General features: G+C 33.8%; 16 protein-coding genes and 5 tRNA genes. 1 reads left to right on the forward strand and 20 read right to left on the reverse strand.

The features are described 5' to 3' along the window. Positions 1 to 19: 19 nt before the first annotated feature. The 20 genes from rplA to UH7x_RS02550 form a co-directional block, all read right to left on the reverse strand. Positions 20 to 709 (reverse strand): 50S ribosomal protein L1, encoded by a 690-nt coding sequence (gene rplA / locus UH7x_RS02455; protein ID WP_482362139.1) that lies wholly within the window; start codon positions 707 to 709, stop codon positions 20 to 22. Positions 710 to 729: 20 nt separating this feature from the next. Further along, positions 730 to 1167 (reverse strand): 50S ribosomal protein L11, encoded by a 438-nt coding sequence (gene rplK / locus UH7x_RS02460; RefSeq protein ID WP_348152608.1) that lies wholly within the window; start codon positions 1165 to 1167, stop codon positions 730 to 732. A 91-nt stretch (positions 1168 to 1258) separates the two neighbouring features. Next, on the reverse strand, positions 1259 to 1810 hold the full coding sequence (gene nusG / locus UH7x_RS02465; protein WP_348152605.1) for a transcription termination/antitermination protein NusG: 552 nt from the start codon (positions 1808 to 1810) through the stop codon (positions 1259 to 1261). Between the two features lie 8 nt (positions 1811 to 1818). Then, a complete protein-coding gene (secE, locus tag UH7x_RS02470; RefSeq protein WP_482362140.1) occupies positions 1819 to 2007 on the reverse strand; it encodes a preprotein translocase subunit SecE in 189 nt (62 codons plus the stop codon). 91 nt (positions 2008 to 2098) lie between these two features. Next, positions 2099 to 2171, reverse strand: a tRNA-Trp gene (locus UH7x_RS02475). Between the two features lie 67 nt (positions 2172 to 2238). Then, positions 2239 to 3426: an elongation factor Tu gene (gene tuf, locus UH7x_RS02480; protein WP_482362141.1), complete on the reverse strand. Its 1188-nt coding sequence runs from the start codon at positions 3424 to 3426 to the stop codon at positions 2239 to 2241. An 89-nt stretch (positions 3427 to 3515) separates the two neighbouring features. Beyond that, positions 3516 to 3587: transfer RNA gene (locus UH7x_RS02485), tRNA-Thr, on the reverse strand. A 199-nt stretch (positions 3588 to 3786) separates the two neighbouring features. Continuing rightward, positions 3787 to 3859, reverse strand: a tRNA-Gly gene (locus UH7x_RS02490). 100 nt (positions 3860 to 3959) lie between these two features. After that, positions 3960 to 4041: transfer RNA gene (locus UH7x_RS02495), tRNA-Tyr, on the reverse strand. A gap of 25 nt (positions 4042 to 4066) precedes the next feature. Further along, positions 4067 to 4140 (reverse strand) — tRNA-Thr (locus UH7x_RS02500). Positions 4141 to 4241: 101 nt separating this feature from the next. Next, positions 4242 to 4544 (reverse strand): ribosome hibernation-promoting factor, HPF/YfiA family, encoded by a 303-nt coding sequence (gene hpf / locus UH7x_RS02505; protein ID WP_482362142.1) that lies wholly within the window; start codon positions 4542 to 4544, stop codon positions 4242 to 4244. A gap of 125 nt (positions 4545 to 4669) precedes the next feature. After that, the gene (locus UH7x_RS02510) at positions 4670 to 5560 is read right to left on the reverse strand and encodes a tyrosine-type recombinase/integrase (protein WP_482362143.1); all 891 of its coding nucleotides are present in this window, start codon (positions 5558 to 5560) and stop codon (positions 4670 to 4672) included. A gap of 146 nt (positions 5561 to 5706) precedes the next feature. Further along, a complete protein-coding gene (gene rpsU, locus UH7x_RS02515) occupies positions 5707 to 5901 on the reverse strand; it encodes a 30S ribosomal protein S21 (protein ID WP_153755503.1) in 195 nt (64 codons plus the stop codon). Between the two features lie 151 nt (positions 5902 to 6052). Further along, the gene (locus UH7x_RS02520; RefSeq protein ID WP_482362144.1) at positions 6053 to 7222 is read right to left on the reverse strand and encodes an acyl-CoA dehydrogenase family protein; all 1170 of its coding nucleotides are present in this window, start codon (positions 7220 to 7222) and stop codon (positions 6053 to 6055) included. Positions 7223 to 7224: 2 nt separating this feature from the next. Next, positions 7225 to 8130 (reverse strand): ComEA family DNA-binding protein, encoded by a 906-nt coding sequence (locus tag UH7x_RS02525; protein ID WP_482362145.1) that lies wholly within the window; start codon positions 8128 to 8130, stop codon positions 7225 to 7227. A 6-nt stretch (positions 8131 to 8136) separates the two neighbouring features. Further along, entirely contained in the window at positions 8137 to 9741 is a 1605-nt protein-coding gene (locus tag UH7x_RS02530; RefSeq protein ID WP_482362146.1) for an alanine/glycine:cation symporter family protein, read from the reverse strand. 102 nt (positions 9742 to 9843) lie between these two features. Further along, positions 9844 to 10851 carry a potassium channel family protein gene (locus tag UH7x_RS02535; protein ID WP_482362147.1) on the reverse strand — a complete coding sequence of 336 codons (1008 nt, stop codon included), beginning with the start codon at positions 10849 to 10851 and terminating at the stop codon, positions 9844 to 9846. 1 nt (position 10852) lies between these two features. Continuing rightward, the gene (locus tag UH7x_RS02540; protein ID WP_348148766.1) at positions 10853 to 11080 is read right to left on the reverse strand and encodes a PspC domain-containing protein; all 228 of its coding nucleotides are present in this window, start codon (positions 11078 to 11080) and stop codon (positions 10853 to 10855) included. Positions 11081 to 11089: 9 nt separating this feature from the next. Then, positions 11090 to 12373: a DUF2851 family protein gene (locus UH7x_RS02545; RefSeq protein WP_482362148.1), complete on the reverse strand. Its 1284-nt coding sequence runs from the start codon at positions 12371 to 12373 to the stop codon at positions 11090 to 11092. A 97-nt stretch (positions 12374 to 12470) separates the two neighbouring features. Beyond that, positions 12471 to 12782: a rhodanese-like domain-containing protein gene (locus UH7x_RS02550; protein ID WP_482362149.1), complete on the reverse strand. Its 312-nt coding sequence runs from the start codon at positions 12780 to 12782 to the stop codon at positions 12471 to 12473. A 154-nt stretch (positions 12783 to 12936) separates the two neighbouring features. Here UH7x_RS02550 and UH7x_RS02555 point away from each other — a divergent pair, with 154 nt between their 5' ends. After that, positions 12937 to 14091 (forward strand): FecR family protein, encoded by a 1155-nt coding sequence (locus UH7x_RS02555; RefSeq protein ID WP_482362150.1) that lies wholly within the window; start codon positions 12937 to 12939, stop codon positions 14089 to 14091. The last annotated feature ends 83 nt before the right edge of the window (positions 14092 to 14174 follow it).

Below are 14174 nucleotides of genomic sequence, written 5' to 3' on the forward strand. Positions count from 1 at the left end.
TAAATTATTTGACTATCAGTTATACTGTCTTAGGATCTAATTGAATACTTGGGCTCATTGTACTAGACATGAAAATACTTTTCATATAAATACCTTTTGCCGAAGATGGTTTCAATTTATTTAAAGTTTCAAGAAGCTCTATGGCATTACCTGCAATTTTATCTGCCGAGAAAGAAGCCTTTCCGATAGCCGCATGCACAATACCTGTCTTATCTACTTTGAAATCTATTTTACCGGCTTTTACCTCAGATACTGCTTTTGCAACATCCATAGTTACCGTTCCAGTTTTTGGATTTGGCATTAAACCTCTTGGTCCTAAAACACGTCCTAAAGGTCCTAATTTACCCATAACACTTGGCATAGTGATGATAACATCAACATCTGTCCAACCGCCTTTAATTTTATCCAAATACTCATCTAATCCAACAAAATCTGCTCCAGCTTCAGTAGCCTCTGCTTCTTTGTCAGGTGTAACCAATGCCAATACTTTGACATCTTTACCAGTTCCGTTCGGAAGTGTAACTACACCACGAACCATTTGATCCGCTTTTCTAGGGTCTACCCCTAAACGAACCGCAATATCAACAGACGCATCAAACTTCGCATTGGTAATTTCTTTTACCAAAGCTGAAGCTTCCTGAATCGAATAAAGTTTATCTTTTTCGATTTTACCGTGCGCCTCTTTTTGCTTTTTTGTCAACTTTGCCATTTAAATTGCTTTATAAGATTTTAAAAAGGTCTTTTTCCTGCTACTTTAAGGCCCATAGACCTTGCAGTACCTGCAATCATACTCATAGCTGATTCTACAGTAAACGCATTTAAGTCTACCATTTTATCTTCTGCTATTGTTTTTACTTGATCCCAGGAAACACTCCCATTTTTTACTCGGTTCGGTTCGCCAGATCCTTTTTTAATCTTAGCTGCTTCCAAAAGTTGAACTGCCGCTGGCGGTGTTTTTACAAGAAAGTCAAATGACTTGTCCTTGTAAACCGTGATAACAACTGGTAAAACTTTACCTGGTTTATCCTGTGTACGAGCATTAAACTGCTTACAGAACTCCATAATGTTAACACCGGCAGCACCTAAGGCGGGTCCAACCGGTGGCGACGGATTCGCTGCACCTCCCCTAACTTGTAGTTTAACTACTTTACCTACTTCTTTTGCCATTGTTTTAAATTAAATTCAAATTGTGTTATTGGAAGCAACACAACTTATAACTATGTAACAATTATTTTTACACCACCTACTTTAGGTGGTCTTATATTTTTTCTACTTGCATGTAGCTTAATTCTAACGGAGTTTTTCTTCCGAAAATTTTCACCATTACTTCAAGCTTACGTTTCTCTTCATTAATTTTCTCAACGGTTCCGTTAAAACCATTAAATGGTCCATCAATTACCTTTACCGTTTCACCAAATACAAAAGGTATTGCTACCGCATCTGTACTAACCGCTAACTCATCGACCTTACCAAGCATTCTATTCACTTCTGTCTTTCTAAGCGGAACGGGATCTCCCCCTTTAGTTTCGCCTAAAAATCCGATTACGTTAGTAATAGATCTTATGATGTGAATCATTTCACCAGCCAAATTGGCTTTTATCATAATATAACCAGGAAAGTAAACACGTTCTTTATTTATTTTCTTTCCATTTCTTATTTGAACAACTTTTTCAGTTGGCACTAAAACATCTTCTAAATAATCAGAAAATCCATGACGTTCTACTTCGCTTTCAATATAGCCTTTGATTTTATTCTCTTGACCACTGACCGCTCTAACTACATACCATTTTTTCTCTAACACTTCAGACATAGTGACTTTTAATTTAATATGTTATTAAAATACAATTTCACCAATTTACCAAACAGCGAATCAACACCCCATGTCGCTAAAGCGAAAATTATTGAAAAAATAGCTACTACAACCATCAAATTAGTTGACTCTGCCTTGGGTGGCAAAGTAACATTATTTTTTAATTCGTCTATCGACTCTTTAATATAGGTGAACATATCTAGCGTTTTAATAATCTTTATAGTTCAGTACAGAATACCTCTTAAATCTTCTGTAAAATTGCTAAACTACCACTTCGGATTTTATTAGCACGGGAGGAGAGACTCGAACTCCCGACACCTGGTTTTGGAGACCAGTGCTCTACCAACTGAGCTACACCCGTATTTATTTACATTGAAAGGTATCCGCCTTGCGGCGGACACCCTTAATATAAACTATCTTATATAATCTTAATCTAAAATCTTGGTAACCTGACCAGCACCTACAGTTCTACCACCTTCACGGATAGCAAAACGAAGACCTTCACTTAATGCGATAGGCTGAAGCAAATCAACAATAATAGTAAGGTTATCACCAGGCATTACCATTTCAACACCACTTGGTAAATTAATTGTACCAGTTACATCAGTAGTTCTTACATAGAACTGAGGACGATAGTTGTTATGGAATGGCGTATGACGACCACCTTCTTCTTTTTTAAGGATGTAAACCTCAGCTTCAAATTTAGCATGTGGCGTTACAGAACCAGGCTTACAAATAACCATACCTCTTTTGATATCAGTTTTCTCAATACCTCTTAACAAGATACCTACGTTATCACCAGCTTCACCTCTATCTAATATTTTACGAAACATTTCAACACCAGTAACAGTAGAAGATAATTTCTCAGCACCCATACCAATAATATCAACCGCATCACCTGTGTTTGCCACACCAGTTTCTATACGACCAGTAGCAACAGTTCCACGACCAGTAATTGTAAATACATCTTCAACTGGCATTAAGAAATCTTTATCAACATCTCTTTTAGGAAGCTCGATCCAAGCATCAACTTCTTCCATCAATTTCATTACAGTATCTACCCACTTTTGCTCACCGTTAAGTGCACCAAGAGCAGAACCAGCAACAACAGGTCCGTTATCACCATCATACTCATAGAAAGAAAGTAATTCTCTAATTTCCATTTCAACAAGCTCTAAAAGCTCTTCATCGTCAACCATGTCAACTTTATTCATGAAAACAACAATTCTAGGAATACCAACCTGGCGACCTAAAAGGATGTGCTCACGAGTTTGTGGCATTGGACCATCAGTTGCAGCAACAACAAGAATAGCTCCATCCATTTGTGCAGCACCAGTAACCATATTTTTTACGTAATCCGCGTGACCAGGACAGTCAACATGCGCATAGTGACGGTTAGCAGTAGAATATTCTACGTGCGACGTGTTAATAGTAATACCTCTTTCTTTTTCTTCAGGAGCGTTATCGATAGATTCGAAACTTCTCAATTCAGAAAGTCCTGCATTTGCTAATACCGTAGTAATAGCAGCAGTTAATGTTGTTTTACCGTGATCTACGTGTCCAATAGTACCAATATTTAAGTGCGGTTTGGAACGATCAAAAGTTTCCTTTGCCATTTTAAATGAATTTTAATCTTAGTTTATATTAGTGTACAATAATTAATACCTCTTTAATCAGAATCGAAAAACGATTCTATATTTTTTTGAGCCAACGACGAGATTTGAACTCGTGACCTCTTCCTTACCAAGGAAACGCTCTACCCCTGAGCTACGCCGGCGTAAAGTGTTTAACATCTTCTCCTTAATTATTAAGGGAGAAAATTGCTGACTTCAGCAGGAATGACAACAATGTCATTTTGAACAACAGAGTGTGTTAACCACTACTCTACCCCACACAAGCATTTAATTACTTGTATCATTTATTCAAATCGCTCAAAGAACAAAAAAAGGAAAGCAAATTTCCTTTTTTAAATTTTGAGCGGGAGACCGGGTTCGAACCGGCGACATTCAGCTTGGAAGGCTGACGCTCTACCAACTGAGCTACTCCCGCAATATTATTTTTCAATAAAAACTTAATAAAAGTTAAACTTCTACTTCAGTTATCAAAAATTTTAAAATTCACACACAACATGTGCAAATGATAAAAAAAGTGGGGAGAGCAGGATTCGAACCTGCGAAGACGTAGTCAGCAGATTTACAGTCTGCCCTCGTTGGCCGCTTGAGTATCTCCCCAAACCCACTATTTTAAAGACCTTAGAGCCGATGGAGGGACTCGAACCCACGACCTGCTGATTACAAATCAGCTGCTCTAGCCAGCTGAGCTACATCGGCGATTTATGTACATTTTAGCACAAAAAAAGCCCGCTATTTCTAACGGACTGCAAATGTATATGTTTTTTTGTTTAATCAAAAACAAATATGAAAAATTTTAATCAAGCATATGCTCTCATTTTTTCCTTCTTTTTCACAAGTAATCGTTCTAGAGTGCTGCAAGCGGAATCGATTGACTCCTCAAACGACTTACATTGTTTTTTCACAACCAGCTTATCTTTTGGTATATGTATACTGATTTCCACAATCTTATTGATTTTTGAACTGGTATTCTCAACCTTCATATATATGTCAGAGCTTACAATTTTATCGTAAAAAACTTCTAACTTATTTAATCGATTTTGAACAAAATCAATTAATTCTCGATCCGCGTTAAAATTTACTGATTGCGTGTTTACTTTCATTTATTTTAATTTTAATGTTAATAAAAGTGTTAGAACCTGCATTTCTGTTTAGGCAGCTAGGTTTATCAAGAACAAAATTTACCTATAATTATTTCATCTATTTTGTTTAAATGATGTTAAATCAATCAATCTTTACTCCTAGGGTGACTTAAAGAATGAATCTTTTTTAATTCAGCAATACTATTATGTGTATAAATCTGAGTTGACGCTAAACTTGAATGCCCCAATAATTCTTTAACTGAATTTAAATCCGCCCCTTTATTAAGTAGGTGTGTTGCAAAAGTATGCCTAAGTATATGTGGACTTCTTTTAACCTTACTCGAAACCTTACTAAGATAATGATTTATAACCCTGTAGACAAGTGTACCGTAAACTTTGTTACCTGATTTTGACAGAAAAGTAAACGCTTTATCATTAATAATCTCAAGAGATTCTCTTTCTAGTAGATAATTATTAAAAAGCACAATAGTACTTGGCAACAATGGCACCAAGCGTTCTTTATTTCTCTTACCTAAAACCTTTACAACTCTATTTCTTAAATCAACTTTCTTAATTTTTAGATTAACAAGCTCCGCTCTACGCATTCCAGTAGTGTAAAGTAACTCAATCATCAGCTTATCTCGTACGCCTTCAAAATCATCTTCAAAGACAATTTGAGACAACACCTTGGTCATCTCTTCCTCAGAGAATGGCACTTCTATCTTTTTGGGTGTTTTTAGTGCTTTGTGTTTTGTTAACGGATTTGCATCAATCAATCCTATTCGTTGTAGAAACTTATAATATGCCTTTAAAGAAGCTATCTTTCTATTTATTGTTCTATTGGATATTTCATCATCAACAAGTTTAACAACCCAACTTCGAATTAAACTATAATTAACAGCATCAATATTTTCAATATCAAATTCTAAGCTGCAAAAATTTGCAAAAGCTTCTATATCCTTTTGATACGCATTTACAGTAAGAACAGAATAATTCTTTTCATGTAAAAGATAGTCAGTAAATGCTTGAATAGACATAACACAAAGTTAGCAAAGTTTCAGTTGTTGGTTATAAACATATTCCAGCAACACCTTAGTTCTTAAAAGAATAAAAAACTATAAAACAAAAAATCTCATCTGTCGTAAGACAGATGAGATTAAATATTATTCAAAAATAGCGAATTCTAGATATCCTCTTGATCTCGCAATCCTTGTATATACTGTGCTTTCTGAATCTGTGCTCTTCGAACAACAGATGGTTTAGAAAATTGTTGACGTTTACGCAATTGACGCATCGTACCAGTTTTATCGAATTTACGCTTGAAACGCTTCAAAGCTCTATCGATATTCTCTCCTTCTTTAATCGGTATTATTAACATAGGCTACAACCTCCTTTCATTAAAATTAACTCCGTTCTGAAAACGGGAATGCAAATATATATTTAATTAATGGAATAGCTAAAGATTACTGTAAAATAATTATTATTAAATCTTGAACGTAATTTACAGTAAAAAATAAAGCTCCATTTTTTTACTTTGTTGGTGGGCGATAATCCTTTTTGTCAATTACAATTTTTGCTATAATCTCTTTTAAGATTTCTGAGGTTCCACCCCCTATAGGACCTAACCTACTATCACGAAATAGACGAGCCATAGGATAATCTTCCATATATCCGTAACCGCCTAAAAATTGCAAACAATCATAAGCGACATCATCAGCCACCCGGGTAGATTTCAATTTCGATATTGTAGCTTCACGCACCACATATTCTCCGTTATTCATTCTATAAACAACAGAATAATTATATTGTTTGCACATGTCCATATCAGCATACAAATCAACAAAACGATGGCGCAGTGCCTGATATTGATTTATTGGCTTACCAAAAGTTTCACGTTCAGACATGTATTGCAATGCATAATCCAATGCATATTCTGCTCGCGCGTGGGCATTTATACCCATTATCAGTCTTTCTAAAGAAAATGCCTGCATTATAAACCCAAAGCCACTTCCTTCTTCACCCATTAAATTTGATTCTGGCACTACTACATTATCAAATGCTAATTCAGCTGTATCTGAAGCCCGCCACCCCAATTTATTTAATTTGTTCGCGGTTATTCCATCACTTTTTAAATCGACTATAAAAACACTAATTCCTTTATTACCTAAAGTAGCATCCGTCTTTGCAGCCAATATAATATAGTCTCCGTAAACACCATTAGTTATAAAGGTTTTAGAACCATTTATTATATAATTATCTCCATCTTTAGTCGCGGTTGTTCTCATACCAGCAACATCACTTCCGCCAAAAGGTTCGGTAACACCTAAACACCCAATTTTTTCACCGTGAACACTTGGTATGAGATAGTTTTTTTTCTGCTCTTCATTTGCATTTTTATTTAAGTGAGTCATCGCTAAGTAAACATGTGCCCATACCGCAGCTGCAAAACCACCAGAATTGATTTTTTGCAACTCTTCAAGCAAAATGACCGTATAAAATAAATCGAGCCCTAAACCACCAAATTCTTCTGGGGTAGATAATCCGAAATAACCCATTTCACCAAATTTGGGCCAAATAGATTTATCGATAACACCTTTTTCTTCCCATTCTTCTATATTGGGAGCAACTTCTTTTTGTAAAAAATCTTTTAGACTTTCCCTAAATAGTTGATGTTCTTCAGTGAAGTACATACTTTGCATATCTAATTTTTGAGGAACAAATATAGTTGAATAATCTCAAGTTTTTCTTTAGGAAATCCTTCTAACATTGCTAATTCGTCAAACGTCATAAATTGACCCTTAGTATCTCTATAATTAATAATTTCCTGAGCTAAATCATAATTTATATATACCAATTTTGTTAATTCATTAAGGGATGCAGTATTAATATTAATTTTTTCTACAGTTGGTAACGTTTTAATTTTGAACTTTTTAAACAACCTTTCCACTACTTCTGGCTCAAGTCCGTACACATGATATAATTGTTCTTTAACTAAAAAGCCACCCAATCTATCTCGAAATTTAATAATACGCGCAGATAGCTTCTCTCCTATTCCTTTCACCTTTTTTAATTCTTCAGCTGTTGCAATATTTATATCTGAAAAAACATCTTTAGAAATTTTATCTAAACCTTGTCTCCTCTGCTCTTTAAAAGTGGGTTTTGGGTACTTATCTTGACTTTGCTTACTATTTTTTATCCAATCTGGAAATTTAAAATATGGCGCTATCACAATTAATAGGCTGTCTGAAACTTTAGTTACCCGCTGAAATTCTTCCTTCGAATTCACAAATTTATTTCCATTTCGAAATTCATGAAGTCTATCAATTTCTTTTACAGACATCCCTAAAGAATAACCTTTATAATCAGTAATAAAATTAGGATTGAATGGATAAATTTTTAATGAATCTTTCTGACTTGCTTTTTCTTTAATCAATTCTATTTGCTGCTGTGTTTCAGAATCTAATAGCAAATCATCAATCGGGTTTTCATTTGAAAAACTAACCCAAATAAAGTAACCTATTTGCACTAATATTATAAACAAGAGTAAAAAGAAAATCCCACTTCGTTCTTGCTTACTGAACGTAAAGTAGGATTTCAAATTTTTCAATTGCTTCTATTTTACACCTTTAATTGCTTCTAGGTATTTAATTAATTGTTGTTTCACTACAGGGAATAAAAAGTAGAGTCCAATCATATTAGGAAAGACCATTGCAAAAATCATTGCATCTGAGAAATCCCATATAGACTTCATACTAGCAGCCGCTCCAATAATAATAAACATTAAGAACAAAAGTTTATATACCATATCAGCTGTTTTACCTCTTCCGAATAAAAATTTCCAAGATTGAAGACCGTAATATGACCAAGATATCATTGTTGAAACTGCAAACAAAACAACTGCGATGGTTAAAAACACATTTGAATATGGAATGTATTTCGCAAATGCCATTGATGTTATTCCAGCACCTTCATAAGAAACACCGTCGATTAATACAGCTCCACTACCATCTCCACCATACTCAAAATAACCTCCAAAGTTGAAAATTATAATGACCAAGGCAGTCATAGTACATATAACAACTGTATCAATAAACGGCTCTAAAAGCGCTACAAGACCTTCTGAAGCAGAATACTTTGTCTTTACTGCTGAATGGGCTATAGAAGCAGATCCAGCCCCTGCTTCATTCGAAAATGCTGCTCTTTTAAAACCTACCAAAAGCACGCCTATTAAACTACCTACACCAACTGCTGTAGGATTAAATGCTTCTGATATAATTAAACCAATTGCGTCGTCTACCATAGAGAAATTACTAAATATGATATACAAGCAAGCTATTAAATACATAACTGCCATAAAGGGCACAACCTTTTCTGTTACAGATGCGATTCTTTTAATACCACCTATAATAATTATTCCTACCAAAATTGCTAGAACTACACCGATAAGTGCACCTGCACTTGTACTTTCGAAGCCCATTAACTCCTTAAGGACAATGGTAGCTTGATTAGATTGCGCAGCATTTCCACCTCCAAAAGATCCACCAATACAGAAAATTGCAAAGATTACGGCAGCTACTTTTCCTAACGTTTTAAAACCTCTATCCTTTAGACCTTTACTTAGATAATACATTGGCCCGCCATAGACCGTACCATCTTCACCTACATCTCTATACTGAACACCTAACGTACATTCCACAAATTTTGTGGACATACCAAGCAAACCACAAATAATCATCCAAAAAGTAGCACCTGGTCCGCCTAACGCTATTGCCAGAGCAACTCCAGCAATATTACCGTTACCAACAGTACCAGAAACTGCGGTAGCCAATGCTTGAAAATGACTTACTTCGCCTTCTTCACTTTCATCCCTTATTGTATCGGGAATATCTCCATCAATAGCCAATTCTGACTTTTCGACACCATGACCTTCGGGTTGTTCTATTTCATCATACTTACCCCGCACTGTATTTATCGCTTTCCCGAAATATCTAACATTAGGGAACCCAAAGTAGATTGTAAAAAATAAAGCACTTAATACCAGTAAGATTAAAACGAAAGGAATACCACCTATTTCGAAGAAAATAACGGCGGAGAAAAAATCTGAAACTGGCTTAAAGGCCTGGTCAATTTTTTGATCGAGACCTAATTCTTTGGCTTCTTGGGCATTGGTCAATATTGGAAAAAGCATGGCGATTAAAAAAAGAAGCCTATATTTCATAAATTATATTTTGGTTATCTTAAAGTATGGTTAGGCCAACAATATCCTAAAAAATCACAACACTATCAAGTAATAGGTCAAGTATTAACTTTTTGAAACCTTTTATTCAATATTAAACATTTGGTTTAGTTTTTTTATCTGATCAGGATTACCCAATACTATCACTTTACTTTTCGACTCCAAATTTAATTCTGGCGCCGGATTTATAATATAATCACCATTTGGTGAGACATAACCTATAATTGTACAACCTGTTTTTCTTCTTAAATCTAAATCGTAGATAGAATTACAGTCAATTTTATTTCTTAATTCCTCGATTGCAACTTCCTCTAAATTCGGCGTTCCATCCGTAACATTCGAAATACGATCCATAAAATCTATAAGATCAGGATTTACAACCAGTGCAGCCATATGATCTCCACCAACTTTATCAGGCATAATGACTTTATCAGCACCAGCTAATCGTAATTTTTTTTGTGAATTAATTTGTGATGCCCTACTTATAATAAATAGCTTTTGATTTAATTGTTTTGCCGACAAGACAACAAAAAGATTGTCTGCATCATCTGGCAAAGCTGCTATTAAATACTTAGCATTTTCTATTCCTGCTTGCTGTAAAACCTCATCTTCATTAGCATCACCCTCTACAAAAAGAAAATCCTCCTCAAATTTTTCAATAATCTCTTTATCGCGCTCTATAACTACAAATGGTCGTTTATAATTAGCAAGACTCATTGCGGCTTGCGAACCATTTCTACCAAAACCACAAATAATAATATGACCGGTTAGTGCTTCAATTTTATTTTTCACTTTTTTCTTTTTAAGAATTTGTAATGTATTCCTACTAAGTATATACTCTGTTATTACAGAAATTGCAAAACCTATTATAAAAATACTGGTAATGATTAATAGTATGGTAAAAATCTTGGCAGAATCACCTAAAGGATTCACCTCATTATAACCAACGGTTGTAATTGTAATCACCGTCATGTAAAATGCGTCTAACCAGTCGAATTCATAAAAAAAATGAAATCCAAAGACGCCAATAAGCACTACAGTAACCAATAAAAAAATCGCCAGATATATTTTAGAACGAAATAGTTTTAGCATATCAAAGGTCGAAAACGGAGGTTCTTTTGGTATAAATCAAATCTTTAATTTTCAGCAAAAAGGTAAGAAACAAATAAAGTGCAAAACCAAAGCCTAAAGTAGCGAAAGTTAAATATATAAACGATGTTCTCACCACCCTAGCACGAATACCTATTCGCTCTGCAATTCTTCTACAAACTTCGAAGCCTCTTTTTTGAAAGTAATAAAGAATATTGTAGAAAAAATTCATTTTATAAAACTAACTAATTCCTTTCAATAAAGCTACACCAACAGCGCATTGTAAACATCTATTTTTTGTACAATAATGATTATACAATTGCAAAATTGCTTGACTGTCAGCTGCATTTTTCACATCTACTTTTAATTGTGAAAAGTTAGAAACTATTGAATTTTCTTCTTTTTTCATCATGGATACCATACTTATTATCAATTCATTAACATCATTACCTGTATATTTCGCGTAACAGAATTTCAATGGCAATACCGTATTAATAACCAACAAATCGATAAATTTTTTAGTCAATTTTTTCGTGCTCATCTTTGAAGTTTTTCCAAATATAAAATGTGTATTCCAATACGCACTCGCCTGAACATTAAACAAACTATAGAACGTATTCAAATTATTAGTACTAATTACTGTGCTAAAAATATTCTGATTAATAACATATAGATTAGCAAGTTGTGACAAGCGAATCGTAGGAAAGTTAGGAGGTCGAAGTTTAAAAAATTCAGGTTTTAAGACCGCCGCATTTTGTAAATTAAATTTGCTTTTCTGGTACTTATATTCTTTAGTTAACTGAATGAAATACTCATCTACAATTTGCTCATTTTCCAGTAAATGAGTCATTCCAAACAAAACGCTTTCTAGAGCATTAATATCTACAGCTAACTTTTTTACAATAGAAAAATCTATAGCATTAGACAAACTAATAAATGCTTCACTATTGATTTTTAGGCCAAAATTCTTAAGTAGTAGTTTAAAAAGAACTTGTTCCCAATCGTTATTAGACTTTTTAAGCAATTCAAAAATAAGGTTAGATTTTATTTCTAACCTTTCGAAAAACATTCTTTCTTTCCAATTATTAAATTGAAAATCATCGATGTTAGCGATTTCTTTTTCACAATTAATAAAATTTTTATTACTCTGGTTAAATAACCTTTGGTAGTTTTCTAGTAAAGCTGAAGAGATATATTGGTTTAATTCTAGCGTAGGAATCTGTGAGCCATCACTTCTAAAAACTGCGGCATCATCTTGCCATACAACATGAAGTATTACATTATTGTAATTTGGATCTTTTTCGTGGTTATGTACAAACCAATCTGAAGAATTTAAATGAATTTCAACATTGCCAGCCCAAAGCTGATTATCAATTTCGATTTTAGCATTAAAAAAATCAGGTCCTGTATGAAAGTTATGCAAACCAACATCAATAATATTAAGCACCTCATTATCAGAAGTAGTTAATTCTTCCAACTGAAGTTTTTTATACTTCCATATAAAATGTAAGAGGTCTTCGCGCAATTTAAATCGGTTAGGTGTTAGAAAAATACAATCAAACAATAGTCTGGAAACATGACTATTACTTAAATTACTACCTACCGCTTCTAATTGTGTGAAACTATTCGGCTACTTCCCCCTCCCAGTTCATAAAACCACCTTCTAAATTATAGGCGTTTTCAATACCAAGACTGCCTAAAATAGCACATGCTTGCCCACTTCTATTTCCACTTCTACAATAGACGTAGTAATTTTTGCTCTTGTCTAGTTTTTCAACTTCATCAATAAACCCTTGTCCTTTGTAAATATCAATATGAATAGAATTGGGAATATAACCATCATCTACTTCTTCTTGCGTACGAACATCAAGAATAATAGCATTCTCATCTGCTTCCAACTGTTCCTCCCACTCTATTTGCGATAAATCTGACATAATTTTACTATTAAGATTTGAAATTCAAAAATACGTTTTTTGTTATTAGGGTAATACTAAAATTTATATCTAAATATTATTGTATTTATTTTTTTATGTTAAAAAAACAAGGGTATCGCAATTTCGGCTACGTCATACTTGTATAATTACATCTATGATTCCAAATAATATTGAAAATTGTATCATAAAATACCTCACTAAAACAGCTACAGATCAAGAACTTGAGGTATTAGAAAAGTGGATAAAAAAGCCATCAAATAAAAAGCTTTTTGAAGAGTATGTTCAATACAATCATTCTCTAAATATGGCTCTAAACAAAGTTAACAGTGCCAATACTAAAGAATATTTAACAAAGAAAATACACAAAAAGAAGAATGTAATTAACATGCGAATTGCGCAACGAAACTTATTAAAATATGCAGCAATTGGAATTCTATTAGTGACAATAGGCTATTTATATTTTGATAATTCAACAGCTTCTAATAAAAAAATTATTATCAACAAGGATCAAATTACACTTCAATTAGACGATGGAAGTATCGAAGTAATAAATGATGATGGGCAGCGAAAGATAATAGATGCCACAGGGAACGAAGTCGGGTTACAAAGAGGTAATCAGCTTAGCTATAAAAACACTCATGAACAGTCTTCGTTTCAATATAATAAACTAAACATTCCGAACGGTAAAAAAATTGATCTTACCCTTTCAGACGGTACTATGGTCACTCTTAATTCAGGTTCATCAATAAGTTATCCGGTTCAGTTCGCACCAAATCAAAACAGAGAAGTAGTATTAACTGGGGAGGCCTATTTCAAGGTAGCCAAAGACACTAACAATCCTTTCATAGTAACAATGCATGATTTAAAAGTACGTGTCCTAGGCACTGAGTTCAATCTAACGGCATACCAAGAAGATACAGATATAACCACTGTTTTGATAGAAGGCTCAGTTGGCCTCTATAATAATAAAACTTTTGACCAGCAGACCGCAACTATAATAAAACCAGGATTCAAGGGTGTTTACAACGAAACAAATGGCACATTTTCAACAGCTGAAGTAGATACGGATTTATATACCAGCTGGAGAAACGGAAGGCTAGTTATTAGACATGAACAGTTTAAAAACATTATTAAAAAATTAGAACGAACCTACAACATTACGATTATAAACAATAATAAAAAACTAGGTGAACAATACTATAATGCCAGTTTTGACAAAGAAGAAGAAATGGAACATATTTTCTCTTCGTTTAATAAAAGCTATTCATTTAAATACACCATTAACCAAAATATAATAACCATAAATTAAAAAAAAAATAGCGAATGAAATAAACCAATTAACTAGTAGAAAACCAAAAAAACTGAAAGATGCGCCAACACCTTTCAGCAACT

The organism is Aurantibacter sp. UH7 (assembly GCF_056839165.1).